This window comes from Streptomyces sp. NPDC043685, assembly GCF_056436585.1.
Genome location: NZ_JBWKCH010000007.1, coordinates 366,407 through 391,215, shown reverse-complemented (window position 1 = coordinate 391,215; position 24,809 = coordinate 366,407). Strand labels below are relative to the sequence as shown.

Annotated in this window: 23 protein-coding genes; 1 reads left to right on the top strand and 22 read right to left on the bottom strand. The window is 71.7% G+C overall.

The annotated features are described in order from the left end of the window. Positions 1 to 190 precede the first annotated feature (190 nt). The 14 genes from AC0665_RS24975 to pyrR all read right to left on the bottom strand — a co-directional run bounded on the left by AC0665_RS24975 (position 191) and on the right by pyrR (position 17,061). Entirely contained in the window at positions 191 to 2,413 is a 2,223-nt protein-coding gene (locus AC0665_RS24975) for a primosomal protein N' (protein WP_478705798.1), read from the bottom strand. Between the two features lie 327 nt (positions 2,414 to 2,740). Next, on the bottom strand, positions 2,741 to 3,949 hold the full coding sequence (metK, locus tag AC0665_RS24970; RefSeq protein ID WP_478509728.1) for a methionine adenosyltransferase: 1,209 nt from the start codon (positions 3,947 to 3,949) through the stop codon (positions 2,741 to 2,743). A gap of 236 nt (positions 3,950 to 4,185) precedes the next feature. Beyond that, a complete protein-coding gene (gene coaBC / locus AC0665_RS24965) occupies positions 4,186 to 5,388 on the bottom strand; it encodes a bifunctional phosphopantothenoylcysteine decarboxylase/phosphopantothenate--cysteine ligase CoaBC (protein WP_478705797.1) in 1,203 nt (400 codons plus the stop codon). A 114-nt stretch (positions 5,389 to 5,502) separates the two neighbouring features. Further along, on the bottom strand, positions 5,503 to 5,775 hold the full coding sequence (gene rpoZ, locus AC0665_RS24960; protein WP_003988945.1) for a DNA-directed RNA polymerase subunit omega: 273 nt from the start codon (positions 5,773 to 5,775) through the stop codon (positions 5,503 to 5,505). 68 nt (positions 5,776 to 5,843) lie between these two features. After that, on the bottom strand, positions 5,844 to 6,437 hold the full coding sequence (gene gmk / locus AC0665_RS24955; RefSeq protein ID WP_051814725.1) for a guanylate kinase: 594 nt from the start codon (positions 6,435 to 6,437) through the stop codon (positions 5,844 to 5,846). 59 nt (positions 6,438 to 6,496) lie between these two features. Continuing rightward, positions 6,497 to 6,820, bottom strand: coding sequence for an integration host factor (locus tag AC0665_RS24950; RefSeq protein ID WP_003977346.1), 324 nt, complete (start codon positions 6,818 to 6,820; stop codon positions 6,497 to 6,499). 277 nt (positions 6,821 to 7,097) lie between these two features. Beyond that, positions 7,098 to 7,943, bottom strand: a complete 846-nt coding sequence (gene pyrF / locus AC0665_RS24945; protein ID WP_478705796.1) for an orotidine-5'-phosphate decarboxylase — start codon at positions 7,941 to 7,943, stop codon at positions 7,098 to 7,100. Then, positions 7,940 to 9,046, bottom strand: coding sequence for a quinone-dependent dihydroorotate dehydrogenase (locus AC0665_RS24940; RefSeq protein ID WP_478705795.1), 1,107 nt, complete (start codon positions 9,044 to 9,046; stop codon positions 7,940 to 7,942). Before AC0665_RS24940 ends, pyrF begins: the two co-directional genes overlap by 4 nt. Before the next feature lie 70 nt (positions 9,047 to 9,116). Further along, positions 9,117 to 12,425 (bottom strand): carbamoyl-phosphate synthase large subunit, encoded by a 3,309-nt coding sequence (gene carB, locus AC0665_RS24935; RefSeq protein ID WP_468410141.1) that lies wholly within the window; start codon positions 12,423 to 12,425, stop codon positions 9,117 to 9,119. Beyond that, positions 12,418 to 13,560, bottom strand: a complete 1,143-nt coding sequence (gene carA / locus AC0665_RS24930) for a glutamine-hydrolyzing carbamoyl-phosphate synthase small subunit (RefSeq protein WP_478705794.1) — start codon at positions 13,558 to 13,560, stop codon at positions 12,418 to 12,420. The genes carB and carA overlap by 8 nt, the downstream gene beginning before the upstream one ends. Further along, positions 13,557 to 14,126, bottom strand: a complete 570-nt coding sequence (locus AC0665_RS24925; protein WP_468410144.1) for a PH-like domain-containing protein — start codon at positions 14,124 to 14,126, stop codon at positions 13,557 to 13,559. Before AC0665_RS24925 ends, carA begins: the two co-directional genes overlap by 4 nt. Further along, positions 14,123 to 15,409, bottom strand: coding sequence for a dihydroorotase (locus AC0665_RS24920; protein WP_363121119.1), 1,287 nt, complete (start codon positions 15,407 to 15,409; stop codon positions 14,123 to 14,125). The genes AC0665_RS24925 and AC0665_RS24920 overlap by 4 nt, the downstream gene beginning before the upstream one ends. A 5-nt stretch (positions 15,410 to 15,414) precedes the next feature. Next, positions 15,415 to 16,392 (bottom strand): aspartate carbamoyltransferase catalytic subunit, encoded by a 978-nt coding sequence (locus tag AC0665_RS24915; protein WP_468410146.1) that lies wholly within the window; start codon positions 16,390 to 16,392, stop codon positions 15,415 to 15,417. Positions 16,393 to 16,494: 102 nt separating this feature from the next. Continuing rightward, the gene (pyrR, locus tag AC0665_RS24910) at positions 16,495 to 17,061 is read right to left on the bottom strand and encodes a bifunctional pyr operon transcriptional regulator/uracil phosphoribosyltransferase PyrR (RefSeq protein WP_468410148.1); all 567 of its coding nucleotides are present in this window, start codon (positions 17,059 to 17,061) and stop codon (positions 16,495 to 16,497) included. A 266-nt stretch (positions 17,062 to 17,327) separates the two neighbouring features. On the opposite strand from pyrR, the gene bldD reads away from it, so the two are divergent. Continuing rightward, entirely contained in the window at positions 17,328 to 17,831 is a 504-nt protein-coding gene (bldD, locus tag AC0665_RS24905) for a transcriptional regulator BldD (protein ID WP_006131213.1), read from the top strand. A gap of 185 nt (positions 17,832 to 18,016) precedes the next feature. Here bldD and nusB read toward each other — a convergent pair whose 3' ends face one another. From nusB to AC0665_RS24865, 8 genes are all read right to left on the bottom strand, one after another. Then, positions 18,017 to 18,451, bottom strand: a complete 435-nt coding sequence (gene nusB / locus AC0665_RS24900) for a transcription antitermination factor NusB (RefSeq protein WP_184981683.1) — start codon at positions 18,449 to 18,451, stop codon at positions 18,017 to 18,019. A 2-nt stretch (positions 18,452 to 18,453) separates the two neighbouring features. Further along, positions 18,454 to 19,020, bottom strand: a complete 567-nt coding sequence (gene efp, locus AC0665_RS24895; protein WP_030843148.1) for an elongation factor P — start codon at positions 19,018 to 19,020, stop codon at positions 18,454 to 18,456. A gap of 53 nt (positions 19,021 to 19,073) precedes the next feature. Further along, positions 19,074 to 20,189 carry an aminopeptidase P family protein gene (locus AC0665_RS24890; protein WP_478606405.1) on the bottom strand — a complete coding sequence of 372 codons (1,116 nt, stop codon included), beginning with the start codon at positions 20,187 to 20,189 and terminating at the stop codon, positions 19,074 to 19,076. 195 nt (positions 20,190 to 20,384) lie between these two features. Further along, a complete protein-coding gene (locus AC0665_RS24885) occupies positions 20,385 to 21,245 on the bottom strand; it encodes a Pro-rich N-terminal domain-containing protein (protein ID WP_468410154.1) in 861 nt (286 codons plus the stop codon). A gap of 194 nt (positions 21,246 to 21,439) precedes the next feature. Further along, the gene (gene aroB / locus AC0665_RS24880) at positions 21,440 to 22,531 is read right to left on the bottom strand and encodes a 3-dehydroquinate synthase (RefSeq protein ID WP_363121113.1); all 1,092 of its coding nucleotides are present in this window, start codon (positions 22,529 to 22,531) and stop codon (positions 21,440 to 21,442) included. Continuing rightward, positions 22,528 to 23,043, bottom strand: coding sequence for a shikimate kinase (locus tag AC0665_RS24875; RefSeq protein ID WP_478606408.1), 516 nt, complete (start codon positions 23,041 to 23,043; stop codon positions 22,528 to 22,530). Before AC0665_RS24875 ends, aroB begins: the two co-directional genes overlap by 4 nt. Beyond that, positions 23,040 to 24,224, bottom strand: a complete 1,185-nt coding sequence (gene aroC / locus AC0665_RS24870) for a chorismate synthase (RefSeq protein ID WP_468410160.1) — start codon at positions 24,222 to 24,224, stop codon at positions 23,040 to 23,042. Before aroC ends, AC0665_RS24875 begins: the two co-directional genes overlap by 4 nt. Positions 24,225 to 24,365: 141 nt before the next feature. Next, positions 24,366 to 24,779: a hypothetical protein gene (locus AC0665_RS24865; protein ID WP_478705793.1), complete on the bottom strand. Its 414-nt coding sequence runs from the start codon at positions 24,777 to 24,779 to the stop codon at positions 24,366 to 24,368. Between the last annotated feature and the right edge of the window lie 30 nt (positions 24,780 to 24,809).

The window sequence follows — 24,809 nt, the reverse complement described above, 5'->3', positions numbered from 1 at the left end:
CCGGGGCCCATGCACCGCACCGGCGTCGAGCCCCGGGGGCCACTCACCCGATGTCGGCCGGATCGATCCGCACCCACACCCCGGCCGTCCCACCGCCACCGCCGTCGCCCCGGCGGCCCCTGACACGCACCGGCGCGCCACAACCACCCGGGGCCCATGCACCGCACCGGCGTCGAGCCCCGGGGGCCACTCACCCGATGTCGGCCGGATCGATCCGCACCCACACCCCGGCCGTCCCACCGCCGTCGCCGCCTCCCCGGCCACCGGCCCTGCCACCGCTGCCACGGCTCCCGCCGCCCGTGCCGCTTCCGCTCCCGCGAGCCATCCGGGCGGCCTGCGCGGCCTTCAGCGCGGCAGCCAGTGCCGTCCCCTTCCCGGGCGGCACCCGCACCAGCGCCCGCTCCCACTGCTCCCCGGGCGGCGGAGCCCCGGTCCGCCGCGGACGCCCCGGAGCGGTGACGGGGAGCGGCACCGGCCCCAGCATCTCGGCCTCCGGCGGCAGTTCGGCCGTACGGAGGAAGTCGGCGACCGCCTCCGCCGGCCCCGACACGGCCGCCATCCGCGACACCGGCGGGAAACCCAGTTCGGCCCGCTCGGCCAGTTCCCGCACCGCGTGGCCGACCGGGTCCCACCGCACGAGCGCCTGCACGGGCCGCAGGGTCGGCTCGGCCACGATCACCACCGTGCCGCCGGCGGACTGCGGCCGGACGAGAGCCCCGGCCGCGATCCACCGCCGCAACGCGTCCTCACCGGCGCGCAGGTCGGGACGCCCGAGCATGGCCCACCCGTCCAGCAGCAGCGCCGCCGCGTAGCCGCCCTCGGCGACCGGCTCGGCGCCGGGTGTGCTCACCACGAGCGCAGGCGTCCCGGGCACGGTGTCGAGCACGTGTTCACGGCCAGAGGTGCGCACGGGCACCGCCGGGAACGCCCGCCCGAGTTCCTCGGCGGTCCGCCGGGCCCCCACGACCGAGGCGCGCAGCCGGAAGCCCCCGCACTCCGGGCAGTGCCAGCCGCTCTCCTCACGGCCGCACCAGCCACAGCTCAGCGCACCGCCGTCCGCGGCCTCCAGCGGCCCGGAGCAGTGCCGGCACCGGGCGGGGGCTCGGCAGGCGGCACAGGCCATGCGCGGCACGTATCCCCGCCGGGGCACCTGCACCAGCACCGGGCCGTGCCGCAGGCCCTCCCTGACGGCCTGCCAGGCGAGGGTCGGCAGCCGGGCGGCCCGGGCGGCCTCGTCCCGGGCGAGATCCTGGTCCCCGACGGTCCGCACGAGCGGAGCCGCGGCGCGCACCTGGTCCCGGCCGGCGACCAGCGGCCGCGCCCACCCGGTCTCGACGAGCTGCGCGGCCTCCACCGTGCAGGCCCAGCTGCCCAGCAGGAAAGCGCACCGGTCCTGGGCGGCCCGCAGCAGGAGCACCTCCCGGGCGTGGGGCTGCGGGGCGTGCTGCTCGCTGTGGCTGTCGTCGCCGTCGTCCCATAGGGCGACCAGACCGAGGTCCTGGACAGGCGCGAACATCGCGGCCCTGGTCCCGATCACGGCCCGGACGGAACCCCGCCGCACGGCGAGCCACTGCGTGTACCGCTTCTCGGGGCCCGCGTCGGCCGTGAGCACGGCATGCCGCCCCTGGCCGAGCAGGGCGGTCAGCGCGGCGTCAACCCGGGCGACAGCCCGCCCGTCGGGCAGGACGACGAGCGCCCCGCGCCCGGAGGCCAGCGCCGCGGCGACGGCACGCGCCAGTTCCTCGCTCCACTGCGGCCCGGGCAGCGCGTTCCACACGGCCCGGGGTGCGCCGCCCGAGGCGAGGGACTCCAGGAAGGCGGGCCCCCGTTCGTACCGCTGCCAGGAGCCGGCGTCGGGCGCGGGAGGCGGGGGCAGGGGCTCGGGCGACGGACGCTGTTCGGCCCGGGCGTTGCGCGGCGGGACGGCGAGCTGCAGGACGTCGGCGAGGCTGCCCGCGTACCGGTCGGCGACCGCCCGGGCCAGTCCCAGGAGCTCCGCGCTGAGCACCGGCTCGGGGGACACGACCTGGGCGAGGGCGGCCAGCGGTCCGGAGTAGTCGGACTCGGCCAGCCGCTCGACGAGGAACCCGTCGATCAGCCCTCCGCCCTCGCGGCGGCCCTCGCGCACCCGGTGCCGCCCGGCCCCGAACCGCACCCGCACCCGTACGCCGGGCTGTGCCTGCTCGTCCAGTTCCTCGGGCACGGCGTAGTCGAAGTAGCGGTCGAGGTGCAGCACGCCCTTGTCGACGAGGACCCGCGCGACGGGCCGCTCCTTGGCGAGCGCGGCGCCCCGCCAGGTCCGCGGCTTGGCCCGGGGCGTCTTCGCCTGCCGCACGCTCTCCCGGATGAGCGCGAGCTGCTCGGGCGGCGCCCCCTGCGCCCCGTCACCCGCTGGTTCGTTCTCGCTGCTCACGCTTGCATTCTTACCAAAGACCACTGACAGGCGAAGGCGCCCGAGTTCCCCTCGGTGACGGCGTGCACGCGCCTTGGACCACTCGGCCACGCCACCGGGCACCGCCCGGCCGGCGGCGGGATTCGAACCCGCGGGGGCTCCTGCGAGCCCAGAAGGATCCGTCACCTTCGCACCGGGCGCCCCGGCGCTCCCCCAACGTAGGGATCGTCCGCCGCCGTCCGCGAGCGGTTTTGGGGACGCGGCGCGGGTGAGCGGGCCCGGGAGTCATGGCGGAGGCCCGGCCCCCCGAAGGGTGCCGGGCCTCACGCGATGCCCTGGAGGACGGGACTACAGGCCCGCGGCCTTGCGCAGCGCGTCCACGCGGTCCGTGCGCTCCCAGGTGAAGTCGGGCAGCTCACGGCCGAAGTGGCCGTAGGCCGCCGTCTGGGAGTAGATCGGGCGGAGCAGGTCGAGGTCGCGGATGATGGCGGCCGGGCGGAGGTCGAAGACCTCGTCGATCGCCTTCTCGATCCGGTCCGTGTCGACCTTGGCGGTGCCGAAGGTCTCGACGAACAGACCGACCGGCTCGGCCTTGCCGATGGCGTACGCGACCTGGACCTCGCAGCGGGTGGCGAGGCCCGCGGCGACCACGTTCTTGGCGACCCAGCGCATCGCGTACGCGGCGGAGCGGTCGACCTTGGACGGGTCCTTGCCGGAGAACGCACCACCGCCGTGGCGGGCCATGCCGCCGTAGGTGTCGATGATGATCTTGCGGCCGGTCAGTCCGGCGTCACCCATCGGGCCGCCGATCTCGAAGCGGCCGGTGGGGTTGACCAGCAGACGGTAGTTCTCCGTGTCGAGCTTGATGCCCTCGTCCAGGAGCGCCTTCAGCTCCGGCTCGACGACGAACTCCTTGATGTCGGGAGCCAGCAGCGAGTCCAGGTCGATGTCGGAGGCGTGCTGCGAGGAGACGACGACGGTGTCCAGACGGACCGCCTTGTCGCCGTCGTACTCGATGGTGACCTGCGTCTTGCCGTCCGGGCGCAGGTAGGGGATCGTGCCGTTCTTGCGCACGTCGGACAGGCGCTTGGACAGGCGGTGGGCCAGGAAGATCGGCAGCGGCATCAGCGTCGGCGTCTCGTCCGTCGCGTAGCCGAACATCAGGCCCTGGTCGCCGGCGCCCTGCTTGTCGAGCTCGTCGTCGTCGCCCTCGACGCGGGTCTCGTACGCCGTGTCCACGCCCTGGGCGATGTCCGGGGACTGCGCGCCGATCGACACCGACACGCCGCAGGAGGCGCCGTCGAAGCCCTTCTTGCTGGAGTCGTAGCCGATCTCGAGGATCTTGTTCCGGACCAGCGTCGCGATGTCCGCGTACGTCTTGGTCGTGACCTCGCCGGCCACGTGCACCAGGCCGGTCGTGATCAGGGTCTCGACGGCGACCCGGGAGGACGGGTCCTCACGCAGAAGCGCGTCGAGAATGGTGTCGCTGATCTGGTCAGCGATCTTGTCGGGGTGACCCTCGGTCACGGACTCCGAGGTGAACAGGCGACGGGACACAACGCTCCCTGGGGTTGCAGCGGCTGCTGGCTGATCATGGGCGGACGGCGGGGGCTGCACCCGGCGCCATCCGTGGAACAGTTTACGGGTCACGCTTCGGCCACGGTCCCCCTGTCTCGCCACTCGGGAGTGCTGTGACCTGCGGCACGGGCATTCTGCCCAATGCCGAGCGGCGTTGGCCAGAGGCGCCACGCCCTGATCCAGCCGCTTTCGAGCGGTGTGCGGGAGGCGGGACCTCAGCGCAGGCGCTCGGCCACCAGGTCCCAGACCGTTTCGGCCAGGGCCTCCTTGGGGCCGTGCGCCACGGCGGTCTCGCTGCCGTCGGCGCCGAGGACGACGGCCTCGTTCTCCTCCGAGCCGAAGGTCTTGCGCTCCCCCACCTCGTTCACGACGAGCAGGTCGCAGCCCTTGCGCTTGAGCTTGGCGCGGCCGTTGGCGAGGACGTCGTCCGTCTCGGCGGCGAAGCCGACGATCACCTGTCCGGCGCGGGCCCGGTCGCCGGAGATCTCGGCGAGGATGTCCGGATTGCGCACCAGGGTGATCGGCTCCGGGTCCTGCCCGTCCTTCTTCTTGATCTTGCCCGTCGCGTACGCCGCCGGGCGGAAGTCCGCCACCGCGGCCGCCATCACCACGGCGTCGGCCTCGGGGGCGGCCCGCAGCACCGCCTCGCGCAGCTGCACGGCGGTGCCGACCGGGACGACGTCCACGCCCGCCGGGGCGGGCAGGGTGCTGTTGGCCGCGATCAGCGTGACGCGGGCGCCGCGGGCGGCGGCGGTGCGGGCGAGGGCGTAGCCCTGCTTGCCGGAGGAGCGGTTGCCGAGGAAGCGGACGGGGTCCAGGGGTTCGCGGGTGCCGCCGGCGCTGACGACGACGTGCCTTCCGACGAGGTCGGGCTCGGTGACGCCCCGGGCCAGGACGCGGCGGCAGACCTCGAAGATCTCGCCCGGGTCGGGGAGCCGGCCCTTGCCGGTGTCGACGCCGGTGAGGCGGCCCACGGCCGGCTCGATGACGAGGGCGCCGCGGCGGCGCAGCGTCGCCACGTTCTCCTGGGTGGCCGGGTGCTCCCACATCTCCGTGTGCATGGCGGGCGCGAAGACGACCGGACAGCGGGCGGTGAGGAGTGTGTTGGTGAGGAGGTCGTCGGCGAGGCCGTGGGCCGCCTTGGCGAGCATGTCGGCGGTGGCGGGGGCGACGACGACCAGGTCGGCGTGCTGCCCGATGCGCACGTGCGGCACCTCGTGCACCTCGTCCCAGACCTCGGTGGAGACCGGGTTGCCGGAGAGCGCGGACCAGGTGGCGGCGCCGACGAAGTGCAGCGCGGAGGCGGTGGGCACCACCCGCACGTCATGGCCCGACTCCGTCAGCCGCCGCAGCAGCTCACAGGCCTTGTACGCGGCGATGCCCCCGCTGACCCCCAGAACGACCTTCGGCTTGTCCACGTCTCTCCCCGGACCTCGGCAACCGGCACACCGTACGACTCCATGACACACCACAGGCCCGGCAGTCGGCCTGCCGGGCCTGTGGATGAGTCAGCGTGAAGCTGTCAATCCTGCTTACTGCGCCGGGCCCTCGACGGCCTCGGACGTCAGGAGCCCCGCGTTGATCTCGCGGAGGGCGATCGAGAGCGGCTTCTCGTGGACGTGGGTGTCGACGAGAGGACCGACGTACTCGAGGAGACCCTCGCCGAGCTGCGAGTAGTACGCGTTGATCTGGCGGGCACGCTTGGCCGCGTAGATCACGAGGCTGTACTTCGAGTCGGTGGCCTCGAGGAGCTCGTCGATCGGCGGGTTGATGATGCCCTCGGGCGCGGAGATGGAAGAGGACACGCTCTACCTTCCGATGGATGGGAAAGATTCTGTCGGGCTGATCTGCCGGGCGGAACGACCGGCGATGGTCACACGACGTCCATCAAGGCTAGCAGCTCGCGAGCCACGTCCTCGACGGAGGTGTTGACCAGGGTGGTGTCGAACTCCGGCTCGGCCGCGAGTTCGATCTTCGCCGCGTCGAGCCGGCGCTCGATCACCTCGGGCGGCTCGGTGCCCCGCCCGGTGAGTCTGCGGACGAGCTCCTCCCAGGAGGGCGGAGCCAGGAACACCAGCTGGGCCTCGGGCATCGACTCCCTGACCAGGCGGGCACCCTGCAGATCGATCTCCAGGAGCACGGGCTCGCCGTTCTCCAGGCGCTCCTGCACAGCCGCTCGCGGCGTGCCGTAGCGGTTGCCGGCGAACTCGGCCCACTCCAGCAGCTCGCCGTTGGCGATCAGCTTGTCCATCTCGTCGTCGGAGACGAAGAAGTAGTGGACTCCGTGCTGCTCGCCGGGGCGGGGCTTGCGGGTCGTCGCCGACACCGAGAGCCAGACCTCGGGGTGTTCCTTGCGCATATGGGCGACGACCGTGCTCTTGCCGACCCCGGAGGGGCCGGAGAGCACGGTCAGCCGCGGACGTACGTCCGGGGGTACGGGGGACGTCCCCCGGGGTGTTGCAGCCATGCAGCGATTATCCAGCAAACCCGGAGTGCCCGGGACTCGCTTCCCCCGGGATGCCCGGTTCAGGAACCGGTGCTGCCGAACTCGCGCTCCAGGGAGGCGATCTGGTTGGAACCGAGACCCCGCACGCGGCGGCTCTCGGAGATACCGAGTCGCTCCATGATCTGCTTGGCGCGGACCTTGCCCACGCCGGGCAGCGACTCAAGGAGGGCGGAGACCTTCATCTTGCCGATGACGTCGTTCTCCTGGCCCTGCTTGATGACCTCGTGAAGGGAGGCGCCGGAGTGCTTGAGTCGATTCTTGACCTCGGCCCGCTCCCGGCGAGCCGCGGCGGCCTTTTCGAGCGCGGCTGCGCGCTGTTCAGGGGTAAGGGGCGGAAGAGCCACGCCTACGTCACCTCGGATGTCGAACTGTCGGATACGGACCGGTGAGGAACCTAGTCGCCCCACACCTGGGGAGCTACGAGCAACACGCTTGCCCGTTCACTCTCGTCGGAGACTAGCGGGCAAGTCCGCCAGAGTCAGCGAGAACAGCGGAAAAGTCCTGGTCAGCCTTCATCTGAACGGACATTTAGGACATACTGCCCCGGATTTGAGGATGTATTCAGACTCAAGCGGGCTCCGGACCACTCATCGAAGGTCTCGACCGAAGGTCTGGACCGCCTCATGAAGACGTCACGGCGTGACGGATCTCCTCCGCGAAGCGCTCCGCGGCGTCACGCAGAGCGACCGCGTCGGGACCGTGGCGTAGCACTCCACGGCTGACGTTCGGCACGACGTTGCGCACCGCCGCCCCGAAGACCCCGGGGAGATCGGCCGGCGTCGCGCCCTGGGCGCCGATGCCGGGCGCGAGAAGCGGGCCGTTGATGTCCAGGTCGTACATCGACAGATCACCGAGGGTGGCGCCGACGACCGCGCCGAAGGACCCGAGGGGCCGCTCCCCCGCGTTCTCGGCGGCCAGGTGCGCGAGCATGGTCGCTCCCACGTTCCGCCCGTCGGAGCGCACGGCGTGCTGGACCTCGCCGCCCTCCGGGTTGGAGGTCAGCGCCAGCACGAACAGGCCGGCGCCGCTCTCCCGGGCCAGCGCGATCGCCGGGGCGAGCGAGCCGTAGCCGAGGTACGGCGAGACCGTCAGCGCGTCGGAGAACAGCGGCGCGTCCTTGTGCAGGAAGGACTCGGCGTATGCGGCCATGGTGGACCCGATGTCTCCGCGCTTGGCGTCCATCACGACCAGCGCGCCGGCCGCACGGGCCTCGGCGACCGACTTCTCCAGCACGGCGACGCCGCGCGAGCCGAAGCGCTCGAAGAAGGCGCTCTGCGGCTTGAGCACGGCCACCCGGTCGGCCACCGCCTCCACGACCGTGCGGCTGAACCGCTCCAGGCCCGCCACGTCGTCGTTCAGGCCCCACTCGGCCAGCAGGGACGCGTGCGGGTCGATGCCGACGCACAGCGGGCCGCGCTCGTCCATGGCCCGGCGCAGGCGCGCGCCGAAGGGTTCCGGGGCACTCATGCCGTCCTCCTCACGTCGGCGCCCACCGCGTCGGCGAGCGTGGGGTACGGGCTCGTGCGCAGGCGCGCTGCGAGCCCCTTGTGGAGGTCGCGAGCGTAGAACGGGCCCTCGTAGACGAAGGCGCTGTAGCCCTGGACCAGCGTGGCACCGGCCAGGATGCGCTGCCAGGCGTCCTCGGCGTTCTCGATGCCGCCCACGCCCACCAGGGTGATCCGGTCGCCCACGCGCGCGTAGAGGCGGCGCAGGACCTCCAGGGAGCGCTCCTTGAGGGGTGCCCCGGACAGGCCGCCGGTCTCCTCGACCAGCGCGGGGCCGGACTTCAGGCCGAGTCCCTCGCGCGCGATGGTGGTGTTGGTGGCGATGATGCCGTCCAGGCCGAGCTCCACGGCCAGGTCGGCGACGGCGTCGACGTCCTCGTCGGCGAGGTCCGGCGCGATCTTCACCAGGAGCGGGACGCGGCGGGCGGGCACCGTGCGGTCGGCGGCCTCGCGGACCGCGCTCAGCAGCGGGCGCAGCGCCTCCGTGGCCTGGAGATTGCGCAGCCCGGGCGTGTTCGGGGAGGAGACGTTGACGACCAGGTAGTCGGCGTAGGGCGCGAGCCGCTCGGCGGACTTCACGTAGTCCGCGACGGCCTCCTCCTCGGGGACGGCCTTGGTCTTCCCGATGTTCACGCCGACGACCGGCTTGAACACCGGCGTGCGGGAGGCCAGGCGGGCGGCGACGCGGAGGGAGCCCTCGTTGTTGAAGCCCATGCGGTTGATCAGCGCCCGGTCCTCGACGAGGCGGAACAGGCGCTGCTTGGGATTGCCGGGCTGGGGCTCGCCGGTCACCGTGCCGATCTCGACGTGGTCGAAGCCGAGCATGGCCATGCCGTCGATGCCGACGGCGTTCTTGTCGAAGCCCGCGGCGAGCCCGAAGGGGCCGTGCATCCGCAGCCCGAGGGCCTCGGTGCGCAGCTCCTTGTACCGGGGCGCGAGGGCGGCCGCGAGGAAGGTGCGCAGCACGGGCACGCGGGCGGCCAGGCGGATCCAGCGGAAGGCCAGGTGGTGGGCCTGCTCCGGGTCCAGCCGCTTGAAGACGAGACGGAAGAAGATCTTGTACATGGTGTCCTCACGAGGACATGGCGTCCTCACGAAGAGGGGGACACCGTTTCCGGTGTCCCCCTCGGGGCTGCTAGTCGCGGGCCGCGGTCAGGTGTTCGGCGTGTTCCTGGAGCGAGCGGACGCTCACGTCGCCGCGGTTGAGGGCGTCGATGCCCTGCACCGCCGCCGCGAGGGCCTGGACCGTCGTCAGGCAGGGCACGGAGCGTGCCACGGCCGCCGTACGGATGTCGTAGCCGTCGAGGCGGCCGCCGGTGCCGTACGGGGTGTTGACGATGAGGTCGACCTCGCCGTCGTGGATGAGCTGGACGATGGTCTTCTCGCCGTTCGGGCCGGTGCCCTCGGACTGCTTGCGCACGACCGTGGCGTTGATGCCGTTGCGCTTGAGGACCTCGGCGGTGCCGGAGGTGGCGAGCAGCTCGAAGCCGTGGGCGACCAGCTCGCGGGCCGGGAAGATCATCGAGCGCTTGTCGCGGTTGGCGACCGAGATGAACGCGCGGCCCTTGGTGGGCAGCGGGCCGTAGGCGCCGGCCTGCGACTTGGCGTACGCCGTGCCGAAGACGGAGTCGATGCCCATGACCTCGCCGGTGGAACGCATCTCCGGGCCGAGGACCGTGTCGACGCCGCGGCCGTGGATGTCGCGGAAGCGCGACCACGGCATGACGGCCTCCTTGACGGAGATCGGCGCGTCGAGCGGCAGCTCGCCGCCGTCGCCGTTGGCCGGGAGCAGGCCCTCGGCGCGCAGTTCGGCGATGGTGGCGCCCAGCGAGATGCGGGCGGCGGCCTTGGCCAGCGGCACCGCGGTCGCCTTCGAGGTGAAGGGGACGGTGCGCGAGGCGCGCGGGTTGGCCTCCAGGACGTAGAGGATGTCGCCCGCGAGCGCGAACTGGATGTTGATCAGGCCGCGGACCCCGACGCCCTTGGCGATGCCCTCCGTGGAGGCGCGCAGGCGCTTGATGTCGAAGCCGCCGAGGGTGATCGGGGGCAGGGCGCACGCCGAGTCGCCGGAGTGGATGCCGGCCTCCTCGATGTGCTCCATGACACCGCCGAGGTAGAGCTCCTCGCCGTCGTAGAGGGCGTCGACGTCGATCTCGATGGCGTCGTCGAGGAACCGGTCGACCAGGACCGGCCGCGAGGGGCTGATCTCGGTCGACTCGGCGATGTACGCCTCCAGGCGCGTCTCGTCGTAGACGATCTCCATGCCGCGCCCGCCGAGGACGTACGAGGGGCGCACCAGGACCGGGTAGCCGATCTCGTCGGCGATGGCCTTGGCCTCGGAGAAGGTGGTGGCGGTGCCGTGCTTGGGGGCCGGCAGGCCGGCCTCGGCGAGGACCCGGCCGAAGGCGCCGCGGTCCTCGGCGGCGTGGATCGCCTCGGGCGAGGTGCCCACGATCGGCACGCCGTTGTCCTTGAGCGCCTGCGCCAGGCCCAGCGGGGTCTGGCCGCCGAGCTGGACGACGACGCCCGCGACCGGTCCGGCCTGCTGCTCGGCGTGCACGATCTCCAGCACGTCCTCCAGCGTCAGCGGCTCGAAGTACAGGCGGTCGGAGGTGTCGTAGTCGGTGGAGACGGTCTCCGGGTTGCAGTTGACCATCACGGTCTCGTAGCCCGCGTCGCTCAGGGCGAAGGAGGCGTGGACGCAGGAGTAGTCGAACTCGATGCCCTGGCCGATGCGGTTCGGGCCGGAGCCCAGGATGATGACGGCCGGCTTCTCGCGGGAGGCGACCTCCGTCTCCTCGTCGTAGGAGGAGTAGAAGTACGGCGTCTTCGCGGCGAACTCGGCGGCGCAGGTGTCGACCGTCTTGTAGACCGGGCGGATACCGAGGGCGTGCCGGACCTCGCGGACGACGTCCTCGCGCAGGCCGCGGATCTCGCCGATCTGCTGGTCGGAGAAGCCGTGCCGCTTGGCCTCGGCGAGCAGATCGGTGGTCAGCTCGGGGGCCTCGGCCAGCTCGTCGGCGATCTCCTTGATCAGGAAGAGCTGGTCGACGAACCAGGGGTCGATCTTCGTGTAGTCGAAGACCTCCTCGGGCGTGGCGCCCGCGCGGATGGCCTGCATGACGGTGTTGATCCGGCCGTCGGTGGGCCGGACCGCGTCACGGAGCAGCTGCTCCTTGTCGCCGGGGTCGCCGACGAAGGTGAACTGGCTGCCCTTCTTCTCCAGGGAGCGCAGCGCCTTCTGGAAGGCCTCGGTGAAGTTGCGGCCGATGGCCATGGCCTCGCCGACCGACTTCATGGTGGTGGTGAGGGTGGAGTCGGCGCTCGGGAACTTCTCGAAGGCGAAGCGCGGGGCCTTCACGACCACGTAGTCGAGCGTCGGCTCGAAGGAGGCCGGGGTCTCCTGCGTGATGTCGTTCGGGATCTCGTCCAGCGTGTAGCCGACGGCGAGCTTGGCGGCGATCTTGGCGATCGGGAAGCCGGTCGCCTTGGAGGCGAGCGCCGAGGACCGGGAGACACGCGGGTTCATCTCGATGACGATCACGCGGCCGTCCTCGGGGTTCACCGCGAACTGGATGTTGCAGCCGCCGGTGTCGACGCCGACCTCGCGGATCACGGCGATGCCGACGTCGCGCAGGATCTGGTACTCGCGGTCGGTGAGGGTCATCGCGGGCGCCACGGTGATCGAGTCGCCGGTGTGGACGCCCATGGGGTCGAAGTTCTCGATGGAGCAGACGACCACGACGTTGTCGTGCTTGTCGCGCATCAGCTCCAGCTCGTACTCCTTCCAGCCGAGGATGGACTCCTCCAGGAGCACCTCGGTGGTCGGGGAGAGCGTGAGGCCCTGCCCGGCGATGCGGCGCAGCTCCTCCTCGTCGTGGGCGAAGCCGGAGCCGGCGCCGCCCATGGTGAAGGAGGGGCGGACGACGACCGGGTAGCCGCCGAGCTCCTCGACGCCCTTGAGGACGTCGTCCATGGAGTGGCAGATGTAGGACCGGGCGGACTCGCCGTGCCCGATCTTCTTGCGGACCTCCTCCACGACCACCTTGAACTGGTCGCGGTCCTCGCCCTTGTGGATCGCCTCCACATTGGCGCCGATCAGCTCGACGCCGTACTTGTCGAGGACGCCGTTCTCGTGCAGGGAGATGGCGGTGTTGAGGGCCGTCTGGCCGCCCAGGGTGGGCAGCAGCGCGTCGGGGCGCTCCTTGGCGATGATCTTCTCGACGAACTCGGGCGTGATCGGCTCGACGTAGGTGGCGTCGGCGATCTCCGGATCGGTCATGATCGTCGCCGGGTTGGAGTTCACCAGGACGACCCTGAGACCCTCGGCCTTGAGGACGCGGCACGCCTGGGTGCCGGAGTAGTCGAACTCGGCGGCCTGGCCGATGACGATCGGGCCGGAGCCGATGACCAGGACGGACTGGATATCGGTGCGCTTAGGCACGCTGGCCCTCCATCAGGGAGACGAAGCGGTCGAACAGGTAGGCGGCGTCGTGCGGGCCCGCTGCCGCTTCGGGGTGGTACTGGACGCTGAAGGCGGGGCGGTCGAGGAGCTGGAGCCCCTCCACCACGTTGTCGTTCAGGCAGACGTGCGACACCTCGGCGCGGCCGAACGGGGTGTCGGACACCTGGTCGAGCGGGGCGTCGACGGCGAAGCCGTGGTTGTGCGCGGTGACCTCGACCTTGCCGGTCGTGCGGTCCTGCACCGGCTGGTTGATGCCGCGGTGGCCGTACTTCAGCTTGTACGTGCCGAAGCCGAGGGCGCGGCCCAGGATCTGGTTGCCGAAGCAGATGCCGAAGAGCGGGGTGCCGCGCTCCAGAACGCCCCGCATCACGGAGACGGGGTGGTCGGCGGTGGCCGGGTCGCCCGGGCCGTTGGAGAAGAACACGCCGTCCGGGTTCACCGCGTAGACGTCGTCGACGGTGGCGGTGGCCGGGAGCACGTGCACCTCGATGCCTCGTTCGGCCATGCGGTGCGGGGTCATGCCCTTGATGCCCAGGTCGACGGCGGCGACGGTGAACTTCTTCTCGCCGATCGCGGGCACGACGTAGGGCTCGGAGGTGGCGACCTCGGCGGAGAGATCGGCGCCCTTCATCTGCGGGGCCTCCTGCACGCGGGCGAGGAGCGCGGCGTCGTCGCGGACGGCGTCGCCGCTGAAGATGCCGACGCGCATGGCGCCGCGCTCGCGCAGGTGGCGGGTGAGGGCGCGGGTGTCGATGCCGCTGATGCCGACGACGCCCTGGCTGTCCAGCTCCTCGTCCAGCGTGCGCTGGGAGCGCCAGCTGGACGGCACGCGCGCGGGGTCGCGCACGACGTAGCCGGAGACCCAGATCTTCCGGGACTCCATGTCCTCGTCGTTCACGCCGGTGTTGCCGACGTGCGGGGCGGTCATCACCACGACCTGGCGGTGGTAGGAGGGGTCGGTGAGGGTCTCCTGGTAGCCGGTCATGCCGGTGGAGAACACCGCTTCGCCGAAGGTCTCCCCCACGGCCCCGTAGGCACGGCCGCGGAAGATCCGGCCGTCCTCCAGGACGAGTACGGCGGGAGTTCTGGCGGCTCCCCTGGTGGAGGTGGTCATCGTTCGGCGCCTTCCTTGCTGTTCGTTTCGATCATGGTGGTGAGGGCTTCCACCCAAGCGGTGTGCTCGGCCGCGTGGTCGGAGCGGAACCCGGAGTCGATCAGCCGGTCGCCGTGCTCCCAGGTGACGACCAGCAGGCCGCCCTCGGTGAGCACCTTGCCGGCGATGCCCTTGTCGAGCCGGGCCTCGCGCAGCCGCTCTGCCGGGACGAAGAAGTCGCTCGCCCCGGGGCGTACGACGTCCAGACCGGTGTCGGTCAGGGTCAGCTCGGCGCGGCTGCGGGTGCCCAGGCCCCGGGCGACGATGCGGTCGAGCCACTGCCCGGCGGTGGTGGAGCCGTGGTACCGGCCGCTCATGGTCAGGCGCGCCGGGCCCGGGTCGTCCGGGGTGACCGGCAGCTCGGGCAGGTCGCCCTGGAGGGTGCCGCGCCACTTCCAGCCCTCGCGCATCAGCCAGTAGACGAGCGCGACGAACAGGGCGAGGCCGACGACCCAGCCGATGCGGGCGGCCCAGTCGGTCACTTGCGCCGATTCCTTCTCGGCGGCCAGCAGGAGTACAGGTGTCACGTGAGCTTCCCGTCGACGAGCGTGGCCTTGCCCCGCAGCCACGTGTGCGTCACACGGCCCGGCAGCTCACGCCCCTCGTAGGGGGTGTTGCGGCTGCGCGAGGCGAAGCCCGCGGGTTCCACCAGCCCACGGTATGCCGTGTCGACCAGGGTGAGGTTGGCGGGCTCACCTGCCGAGACGGGACGGCCGTGGCCGGTGGCCTGTCCGATCCGCGCGGGTGTGACGGACATCCGGTCGGCGACACCGGCCCAGTCCAGCAGACCCGTCTCGACCATGGTCTCCTGCACCACCGACAGGGCCGTCTCCAGCCCGACCATGCCCATGGCCGCCGCGGCCCACTCGCAGTCCTTGTCCTCGTGCGGGTGCGGGGCGTGGTCGGTGGCGACGATGTCGATGGTGCCGTCGGCGAGCGCCTCGCGCAGGGCCATCACGTCCCGCTCGGTGCGCAGCGGCGGGTTGACCTTGTAAACGGGGTTGTAGGTGCGGACCAGCTCGTCGGTGAGGAGCAGGTGGTGCGGGGTGACCTCGGCGGTGACCTGGATGCCGCGGGACTTGGCCCAGCGGACGATCTCGACCGAACCGGCGGTCGACAGGTGGCAGATGTGCACGCGGGAGCCGACGTGGTCGGCGAGCAGGACATCCCGGGCGATGATCGATTCTTCGGCCACCGCGGGCCAGCCCCCGAGGCCCAGTTCGGCGGAGACGACGCCCTCGTTCATCTCGGCGCCCTCGGTCAGCCGCGGCTCCTGCGCGTGCTGGGCGACGACACCGCCGAAGGCCTTCACGTACTCAAGGGCCCGGCGCATGATCACGGCGTCGTGGACGCACTTGCCGTCGTCGGAGAAGACGGTGACACCGGCGGCCGACTCGTGCATGGCGCCCAGCTCGGCGAGCTTCCTGCCCTCCAGGCCGACGGTGACGGCGCCGATGGGCTGCACGTCGCAGTAGCCGTGCTCCTTGCCGAGCCGCCAGACCTGCTCGACGACACCGGCGGTGTCGGCGACCGGGAAGGTGTTGGCCATGGCGAAGACGGTCGTGTAGCCGCCGGAGGCCGCGGCCCGGGTGCCGGTGAGGACGGTCTCGGAGTCCTCGCGGCCGGGCTCGCGCAGATGGGTGTGCAGGTCGACCAGCCCCGGCAGCAGCACCTTGCCCCCGGCCTCGACGACCTCGGCGCCCTCGGCGCTCAGTCCGCTTCCCACCTCGGCGATCGTCCCGCCGTCGACGAGCACGTCCTGCGGCTCGCCGCCGAGCACCTTCGCACCACGGATCAGGGTCTTGCTCATCTGTCTTACTTCTCCTCGGTACGGGGGTGGGTGACGGCGGGCTCGTTGCCCCCGAGCAGCAGGTACAGAACGGCCATCCGGATGGACACTCCGTTCGCGACCTGCTCGACGACGGTGCAGCGGCCGGAGTCGGCGACCTCGGCGGTGATCTCCATGCCGCGGACCATGGGGCCCGGGTGCATCACGATGGCGTGCTCGGGCATCCGCGCCATGCGCTCACCGTCGAGGCCGTAGCGCCGGGAGTACTCGCGCTCGGTCGGGAAGAACGCCGCGTTCATCCGCTCGCGCTGGACGCGCAGCATCATCACCGCGTCGGACTTGGGGAGCGTGCTGTCGAGGTCGTACGACACCTCGCAGGGCCAGGTCTCGACCCCGACCGGCACCAGGGTGGGCGGTGCGACCAGGGTGACCTCGGCGCCGAGGGTGTGCAGCAGGTCGACGTTGGAGCGGGCGACCCGGCTGTGCAGGACGTCGCCGACGATGGTGATGCGCTTGCCTTCGAGGTCCTGGCCGAGCCCGGCGTCCGGGCCGATCAGGCGGCGGCGCATGGTGAAGGCGTCCAGCAGGGCCTGGGTGGGGTGCTGGTGGGTGCCGTCGCCGGCGTTGACCACGGCCGCGTCGATCCAGCCGGAGTTGGCCAGGCGGTAGGGGGCCCCGGAGGCGCCGTGCCGGATGACGACGGCGTCGACGCCCATGGCCTCCAGGGTCTGGGCGGTGTCCTTCAGGGACTCGCCCTTGGAGACGCTGGAGCCCTTGGCGGAGAAGTTGATGACGTCCGCGGACAGCCGCTTCTCGGCGGCCTCGAAGGAGATCCGGGTCCGGGTGGAGTCCTCGAAGAAGAGGTTGACGATCGTGCGGCCGCGCAGGGTCGGCAGCTTCTTGATCGGCCGGTCGGCGACCCGGGCCATCTCCTCGGCGGTGTCGAGGATCAGGACGGCGTCGTCGCGGGTGAGGTCGGCGGCCGAGATGAGATGACGCTGCATCTGTCAGGCTCCGTAAGGCAGTTCAAACGGGAGATTCGGGGCAGACGGGCGCGCGGGCGCGCGCACTGAGCCGGCGTACGACAGCGGCGTACGCCCGGAGTGCTACTGAGCGTCCGGCTTGGCACCGAGCAGCACGGTGTCGCGACCGTCCTCCTCGGCGAGCTGGACCTTGACCGTCTCCCGCAACGACGTGGGGAGGTTCTTGCCGACGTAGTCGGCGCGGATGGGCAGTTCGCGGTGGCCGCGGTCGACGAGCACGGCGAGCTGCACCGCGCGCGGGCGCCCGATGTCGTTCAGGGCGTCGAGGGCGGCGCGGATGGTGCGGCCGGAGAAGAGCACGTCGTCGACGAGGACGACCAGCCTGCCGTCGATGCCGTCACCGGGGATCTCGGTGCGGGCCAGCGCACGCGGCGGGTGCATGCGCAGGTCGTCGCGGTACATGGTGATGTCGAGCGAGCCGCAGGGAACCTTGCGCTCGGTGATCTGCTCCAGCTTGTCCGCGATCCTGCGGGCGAGGAAGACACCCCGGGTCGGAATGCCGAGGAGCACCACGTCGTCGGCGCCCTTGGCGCGTTCGACGATCTCGTGGGCGATGCGGGTCAGTACCCGCGCGATGTCGGGCCCTTCGAGAACGGGCCGGGCATCGGACTGCGTGTCGTGCGTGTCCATATGAAACGGACCTCCTTCTCCGCCTCACGGGACGGACCTTAAAGGACGTCGGGATTGCGCCATACACGGTAGCAGGTCGCCACGGTCGCCCGAACGGCCCCCATGGATCACCCATCCGGCCCAATGCGAGGCCACTACCACGGAAGAGTCGGTGCGGACCATTCGGCTTGACGCGGCAGAGTAACGCTGCGTAACCTCACAGTGAGTTACCAGCCGCGCGGCCTGGCACCCACGCCAGACGCGTCGACACAGTGCCGGGGAGCTATATGTCCAGCGAATACGCCAAACAGCTCGGGGCCAAGCTCCGGGCGATCCGCACCCAGCAGGGCCTTTCCCTCCACGGTGTCGAGGAGAAGTCCCAGGGACGCTGGAAGGCGGTCGTGGTCGGTTCGTACGAGCGCGGCGACCGTGCCGTGACCGTGCAGCGCCTTGCCGAGCTGGCGGATTTCTACGGCGTTCCGGTGCAGGAGCTGCTTCCGGGCACCACCCCGGGCGGGGCGGCCGAGCCGCCGCCGAAGCTGGTCCTGGACCTGGAGCGGCTGGCCACGGTGCCGGCCGAGAAGGCGGGCCCGCTGCAGCGCTACGCGGCCACGATCCAGTCCCAGCGCGGTGACTACAACGGCAAGGTGCTCTCGATCCGCCAGGACGACCTGCGCACACTCGCCGTCATCTACGACCAGTCCCCCTCCGTCCTCACCGAGCAGCTGATCAGCTGGGGTGTCCTGGACGCGGACGCGCGCCGCGCGGTGGCGTCCCACGAGGACGCCTGACCCGCACGGCGGGCCCAGCAGAAACGTGCCGCCGGGGTGGCCGAAACCGTATGGTTCTCGGCCACCCCGGCGGCGTTGTGTGGCCCTTGGGGACCCAGGTGGCGGGCCAGGGCCCCGCAGGAGGCATGAAGACGCCGGAGGGCCCGCAGCGGTGTCGCTGCGGGCCCTCCGGCGTGTGATCCGTCTCAGACCTCGTCGCGGCGGAGCGAGGGCTTGAGTTCCTTCAGGCGGCCGAGCAGGCCGTTCACGAACGAGGGCGACTCGTCCGTGGAGAACTCCTTCGCCAGCTGCACCATCTCGTCGAGGACGACGGCGTCCGGGGTCCCGTCGACCCAGATCAGCTCGTAGGCGCCGAGCCGCAGGATGTTGCGGTCGACCACGGGCATCCGGTCGAGGGTCCAGCCGACGGAGTACTGCGCGATCAGCTCGTCGATGCGCTTCGCGTGCTCCGCGTAGCCCTCGACCAGCTCCATCGTGTACTCGCTGACCGGCGGCTGCCGGGTGTCCGCCCGGGAGAGCCGGACCCAGTCCGCGAGGACGGTCAGCACATCGGCGCCGCGCTGGTCCCCCTCGAAGAGGATCTGGAAGGCGCGCTTACGGGCCGTGTTGCGGGCAGCCACGGTTAGCTGTTCACCCGGCCGAGGTAGTCGCTGGTGCGGGTGTCGACCTTGATCTTCTCACCGGTGGTGATGAAGAGGGGCACGTTGATCTGGTGACCGGTCTCCAGGATGGCGGGCTTGGTGCCACCGGTGGAGCGGTCGCCCTGGACGCCCGGCTCGGTCTCCTGGATGACGAGCTCGACGGCGGCCGGCAGCTCGACGAAGAGCACCTCGCCCTCGTGCTGCGCGACGGTGGCCGTGAAGCCCTCGATCAGGAAGTTCGCGGCGTCGCCGACGGCCTTCTTGTCGACGTGCAGCTGGTCGTAGGTCTCCATGTCCATGAAGACGAAGTACTCGCCGTCCATGTAGGAGAACTGCATGTCGCGCTTGTCGACGGTGGCCGTTTCGACCTTGACGCCGGCGTTGAAGGTCTTGTCGACGACCTTGCCGGAGAGCACGTTCTTGAGCTTGGTGCGCACGAAGGCCGGGCCCTTGCCGGGCTTGACGTGCTGGAACTCGACGACGGACCAGAGCTGGCCGCCTTCGAGCTTGAGCACCATGCCGTTCTTGAGGTCGTTCGTGGAAGCCACGGTTGCGGAATCTCCTGGACTGACGTACGACCCCGGTGCACGCGCCTGCCTGGCTACAGGGCGAGCAGCTCCTTGGTCGTGATGGTGAGTAGCTCGGGTCCGCCGTCCGCCTCGGGGCGGACGACGAGCGTGTCATCGATCCTGACACCGCCCCGGCCCGGGAGGTGGACCCCCGGTTCGACGGTGACCGGCACGCAAGCGTCCAGTTTACCCATGGCCGCGGGACTCAATTGAGGGTCCTCGTCGATTTCGAGCCCGACACCGTGTCCGGTCAGGATCGTGAGGCCCTCCGTGTACCCCGCGGAGTCCAGGACCTGACGGGCGGCGCGGTCGACGTCCCGGCAGGCGGCGCCGGGAACCAGGCTCTCACGCCCGGCGCGCTGGGCGGCGAAGACCAGGTCGTACAGCTCGATCTGCCAGTCCGCGGGCGCGGTGCCGATGACGAAGGTGCGGCCGATCTCGCAGCGGTATCCGCGGTACGTCGCGCCGAGGCACACGGAGAGGAAGTCGCCCTCCTCGACGCGGCGGTCGGTGGGCCGGTGTCCGGGACGCCCGGCGTTCGGCCCGGTGCCGACGGACGTCGGGAAAGCCGGCCCGTCCGCCCCGTGGTCCACGAGCCGTCGCTCCAGTTCCAGGGCGAGATGACGCTCGGTGCGGCCGACGAGGATCGACTCCAGCAGTTCGCCCAGGGCCTGGTCGGCGATCTCGGCGCCGATGCGCAGACAGGAGATCTCCTCCTCGTCCTTGACGACCCTGAGCTGCTCGACGGCCTTGCCGAGGCCCGCCAGGCGCAGCCGGGGGGCGACCGAGCCGACCGCCCGGTGCCGGGCCACGGTGAGGTGGTGCTCCTCCACGGCGAGCGAGTCGGCGCCCTGGCCGTCGGCGAGGCGGGCGGCCGCGACGGCCGTATCACCCCCGCCGACTCCGGGCAGGAGCTGTACGCGCAGGGCCTCGTCGGGGCGCTCCTGGGCCGGGCGGTCGGCCGTCGGGCCGGCGCACACCAGGAGGTCCTGTTCCTCGGTCCTGCCGAGCAGGAGGACGGCGCCGTGCGGGGCCGCGCCCGCGAGATAGCGCACATTGGCGGGGCGGGAGACCAGCGCCGCCGCGCTGCCGCCCGCGTTGCAGTATTCCCTCAGACGCGTCCGGCGGGCCGCGTACACCTCTGACATGACCCGAGCGTATGGGCTCCGCCGGTTTTGCGCTGGTTGAGGGGGTCTGAGTGGGCGGTGCCCGGTTTGTCAGGGTGGGTTGGGGTGCTGTTTCGGGAGGGGGCGTGCCGCGCGGGGGCGTGTGCCGTCCGCGGCTGGGTGGGGGCTGGTCGCGCAGTTCCCCGCGCCCCTATGGGGCGCTCGACTGAGGGGCGTTCACCACTGGGGTGGGCTGGCGATGGAGCGGGCCAGGACGTCGTCCAGGACCCTCGCCGTCTCCGGGACGTCCAGCTGGGAGTTGTCGATGATCGGCAGGCCGGACCCGTACCACCCGGCCATACGGCCGTGGATGCGGGCGACCTCCTCGTCCGACAGCCGCCGGTTGCCCGAGCGCTCCGCGTTGCGTTCCAGGACGATGTCCAGCCCGGGCAGCAGGACGACCGGCAGCAGGCCGGGTCCCACATGGCGCTTCCAGCCGCCGAGGCCGACGACCGGGCGGTCGGGGAAGACCGCGTCGTCGAGGATGCACGAGATGCCGTTGGCCAGGAAGTTGCGCGCCGCGAAGCCGCAGGTGCGGCGGGCCAGGCGGTACTGGGCCTCGGAGTTGTCGTTCCACCCGGACTGCGGGTCGGCGAAGCCGGAGCGGACCCACTCGCGGACGTCGTCGAGGCTGATGTGGGCGGTGGGCACCCGGCGGTGGTCCGCCCAGAACTTGGCCACGCTGGTCTTGCCCGCACCCGCGGGGCCGATGAGCAGCACCGCGAGCGTCGTGGCGGTGGGATCGGAGGCCGCCGCGGCGGGCGGGGCCGTCGGCATGGCGACCGGACCGCCGGGCGGCAGCGGCACATGGCCGGTGGTCTCCGGCACCGGCGGGCCGGAGGGCGGCATGGCCGCGGCCGGTCCGGGCGGGGGCGCCGGATAGCCCGGTGCCGGAAGCGGCGGGGGCACGGGCGCGGAGCCCTGGTGCGCTCCCGGGTTCGGCGGAACCGGGTGATGTGCGGCCGACGACCAGCCGCCGGCCGGTCCGTGCCCCGGTCGGTGGGGCGGTGGCAGCGGAGAACCCACTGCGTGCTGCATCCGGTGCCACTCCGTCTCGTACAGGCGATGGGCGCTGACAGCGGGGGGAGCCCGCTTTCCCCCACAGCCTAAAGGGCGTGGGGGCACCCCCGTCCGAACGGTACCGCCCCCGGTCGTCGATGTGTGAACGGCCGGGGGCGGCCCGAAGTGCCCGGCCCGCAGGGTGATTTCGGGCGGAACGAGCGCCGGTGGACTTACTGGCCCACTTCGCCGTAGGCGGCGAGCAGCACGGCGGGGTCGGGTCCTTCCAGGACCGTGGGCTTGGCCAGACCGTCGAGGACGATGAAGCGCAGCAGGTCGCCGCGGGACTTCTTGTCGACCTTCATGGTCTCCAGCAGCTTGGGCCACTGGTCGTGCCGGTAGTGCAGGGGCAGTCCGACCGCTTCGAGGATGGTGCGGTGGCGGTCGGCCGTCGCGTCGTCCAGCCGGCCCGCCAGACGGCCCAGTTCGGCGGCGAAGTGCATGCCGACCGAGACGGCCGCGCCGTGCCGCCACTTGTAGCGCTCGTTCTTCTCGATGGCGTGGCCGAGGGTGTGCCCGTAGTTGAGGATCTCGCGCAGGCCGGACTCCTTCAGGTCCGACGAGACGACGTCGGCCTTGACCCGGATGGAGCGCTCGATCAGCTCGGCGGTGTGCGGACCGGCCGGGGTGCGGGCGGCCTCGGGGTCGGACTCGATGAGCTCCAGGATCACCGGGTCGGCGATGAAGCCGGCCTTGATGACCTCGGCGAGTCCGGAGACGTAGTCGTTGACCGGGAGGGACTCCAGCGCGGCCAGGTCGCAGAGCACACCGGCGGGCGGGTGGAAGGCGCCGACGAGGTTCTTGCCCTCGGAGGTGTTGATGCCGGTCTTGCCGCCGACGGCCGCGTCGACCATGGCGAGCACGGTGGTCGGAATGGCGATCCAGCGCACTCCGCGCAGCCAGGTGGCCGCCACGAACCCGGCGAGGTCCGTGGTCGCGCCGCCGCCGACGCCGACGATGACGTCCGTGCGGGTGAACCCGGACTGCCCCAGCGCCTTCCAGCAGTAGGCGGCGACCTCGGCGGTCTTGGCCTCCTCAGCGTTGGGCACCTGGACGGCGACCGCCTCGTAGCCCTGCTCGGCCAGGTCGGCGCGCAGCGCGTCACCGGTCTCGGCCAGCGCCTCGGGGTGGACGATCGCCACCCGCTTGGCCTTGTCGCCGATCAACCCGGCGAGTTCGCCGAGCAGTTGCCGGCCGACCAGCACCTCGTACGGGTCGGTGCCCGCCGTGCCGCCGACCTGGATCCGCGTCACTGCCTCGCTCATGCTTCCTTCAACTCCAGTGCGTCCAGGACGGCTTCGGTGACCTCTTCGGGGGTCCGGCCGTCGGTGGGGACCACGGCCGTGGCGACCTCCTCGTACAGGTGGCGGCGGGCCTCCATCAGCTCGCGCCACTGCTTGCGCGGGTTGACCGCGAGCAGCGGCCGGGCCGCGTTGAGGCCGGTGCGCTTGACCGCCTCCTCGACGTCCATCGACAGGTACGCCACGCGCTGCCCGGCGAGCAGCGCGCGGGTGCCGTCGTCGAGGATCGCGCCGCCGCCCAGGGCCAGGATCCCGTCGTGCCCGGCGATCGCCCGGTGCACCGCCGCCTTCTCGATCGCGCGGAAGGCGGACTCGCCGTCGTCGACGAAGATCTCGGCGATGGTCCGGCCCTGTTCGGCGACGATGTCGTCGTCAGTGTCCCGGTAGGAGACGCCGAGCCGTTCGGCCAGCAGCTGCCCGACGGTGGACTTGCCCACGCCCATCGGGCCGACCAGGACGACCAGGGGACCGCTCATCGGATGGCGAGGTTGTCGAGGTACGACGTCACGTTGCGGCGGGTCTCGGTCACCGAGTCGCCACCGAACTTCTCCGCCACGGCGTCCGCGAGCACCAGGGCCACCATGGCCTCGGCGACGATGCCGGCGGCCGGGACCGCGGACACGTCGGAGCGCTGGTGGTGGGCCTGGGCCGGCTCGCCGGTGGTGACGTCCACGGTCTGCAGGGCGCGCGGCACGGTCGCGATCGGCTTCATCGCCGCGCGGACCCGCAGCAGCTCGCCGGTGGTCAGGCCGCCCTCGGTGCCGCCGGAGCGGCCGGAGGTGCGGCGGATGCCGTCGTCCGTCTTCACGATCTCGTCGTGCGCCTTGGAGCCGGGCACCCGCGCCAGCTCGAAACCGTCACCGATCTCGACGCCCTTGATCGCCTGGATGCCCATGAGGGCACCGGCCAGGCGGGCGTCCAGCTTGCGGTCCCAGTGCACATGCGAACCGAGGCCGACCGGCACGCCGTACGCCAGGATCTCGACCACGCCGCCGAGGGTGTCGCCGTCCTTGTGGGCCTGGTCGATCTCGGCGACCATCGCCTTCGAGGCGTCGGCGTCCAGGCAGCGCACGGGGTCGGCGTCCAGCTTCTCGACGTCGGCCGGGGTCGGGTAGACGCCCCGCGGCGCCTTCGCGGCGGCCAGTTCCACGACGTGGCTGACGATCTCGACGCCGGCCGTCTCCTTGAGGTAGGACCGGGCCACCGCGCCCAGGGCGACCCGCGCGGCCGTCTCACGGGCGGAGGCGCGCTCCAGGATCGGCCGGGCCTCGTCGAAGCCGTACTTCTGCATGCCGGCGAGGTCGGCGTGGCCGGGCCGCGGGCGCGTCAGCGGGGCGTTGCGGGCGAGCCCGTCGAGGATCTCCGGGTCGACCGGGTCGGCGGCCATGACCTGTTCCCACTTGGGCCACTCGGTGTTGCCCACCATGATCGCGACCGGGGAGCCGAGGGTGAGGCCGTGCCGGACGCCGCCGAGGAAGGTGACCTCGTCGCGCTCGAACTTCATCCGGGCGCCGCGTCCATAGCCCAGGCGCCGCCTCGCGAGATGGTCCGCCACCATGTCCGTGGTGATCGGCACGCCGGCGGGAAGACCCTCCAGCGTCGCCACGAGTGCGGGACCGTGGGACTCCCCCGCGGTCAGCCAGCGCAACCTGCTCAACGGTGCTCCTCAGTGCTCGCGCCTCGGTACTGCCCTGCGTACGCGCCTCGTCGCGTACGGCGACGGCACGACCGGGTGCGCGGCCCGGTCCGCCGTCTCCGATCCTCCCACGCCGGGGCCCTGTGCCCTGCGGCCGGTCCATCAAGCGGACGCGTTCGCGGACGGACCCTCCCCCTGGCGCTGCTGCGGCGCGTACGCCCCGAGGAAGTCGGCACCGCTGGACTGCGGCGCGGGCGCGGCCTGCTGCGGCGCGTAGGCGCCCAGGTGGTCGGCCCCGCTGCCCTGCTGCCGGGCCGGCTGCGTCTGCTGCGGCGCGTACTGCCCCAGGTAGTCCGCACCGCGCCCCTGTCCGTACTGGGCGGCGGCGTGGACCGGCTGCCCCGCGCGGACGGCCCGCCGGTAGGCGATCTTGCGCTTGATCTTGACGACCCAGGACGCCACGACGGCGGCCACGATCAGGGCCAGGACCGTGATCTGCACCCAGTCGGGCAGGAATCCGAGCAGGGACTCGAATATCTGGGACTTGACGGACGCCTGAGGCAGGCCTGTGGACATGACGGACGTTCCCCTCCCCTGTTCCGCCCC

Bases quoted from the DNA above. Each gene is read 5' to 3' on its own strand.
- gmk (WP_051814725.1), bottom strand. From the start codon at position 6,437: ATGGCTGCAACACCCCGGGGGACGTCCCCCGTACCCCCGGACGTACGT.
- pyrF (WP_478705796.1), bottom strand. From the start codon at position 7,943: ATGAGTGCCCCGGAACCCTTCGGCGCGCGCCTGCGCCGGGCCATGGAC.
- AC0665_RS24940 (WP_478705795.1), bottom strand. From the start codon at position 9,046: ATGTACAAGATCTTCTTCCGTCTCGTCTTCAAGCGGCTGGACCCGGAG.
- carA (WP_478705794.1), bottom strand. From the start codon at position 13,560: ATGACCACCTCCACCAGGGGAGCCGCCAGAACTCCCGCCGTACTCGTC.
- AC0665_RS24920 (WP_363121119.1), bottom strand. From the start codon at position 15,409: ATGAGCAAGACCCTGATCCGTGGTGCGAAGGTGCTCGGCGGCGAGCCG.
- AC0665_RS24915 (WP_468410146.1), bottom strand. From the start codon at position 16,392: ATGCAGCGTCATCTCATCTCGGCCGCCGACCTCACCCGCGACGACGCC.
- pyrR (WP_468410148.1), bottom strand. From the start codon at position 17,061: ATGGACACGCACGACACGCAGTCCGATGCCCGGCCCGTTCTCGAAGGG.
- bldD (WP_006131213.1), top strand. From the start codon at position 17,328: ATGTCCAGCGAATACGCCAAACAGCTCGGGGCCAAGCTCCGGGCGATC.
- AC0665_RS24890 (WP_478606405.1), bottom strand. From the start codon at position 20,189: ATGTCAGAGGTGTACGCGGCCCGCCGGACGCGTCTGAGGGAATACTGC.
- AC0665_RS24885 (WP_468410154.1), bottom strand. From the start codon at position 21,245: ATGCAGCACGCAGTGGGTTCTCCGCTGCCACCGCCCCACCGACCGGGG.
- aroB (WP_363121113.1), bottom strand. From the start codon at position 22,531: ATGAGCGAGGCAGTGACGCGGATCCAGGTCGGCGGCACGGCGGGCACC.
- AC0665_RS24875 (WP_478606408.1), bottom strand. From the start codon at position 23,043: ATGAGCGGTCCCCTGGTCGTCCTGGTCGGCCCGATGGGCGTGGGCAAG.
- AC0665_RS24865 (WP_478705793.1), bottom strand. From the start codon at position 24,779: ATGTCCACAGGCCTGCCTCAGGCGTCCGTCAAGTCCCAGATATTCGAG.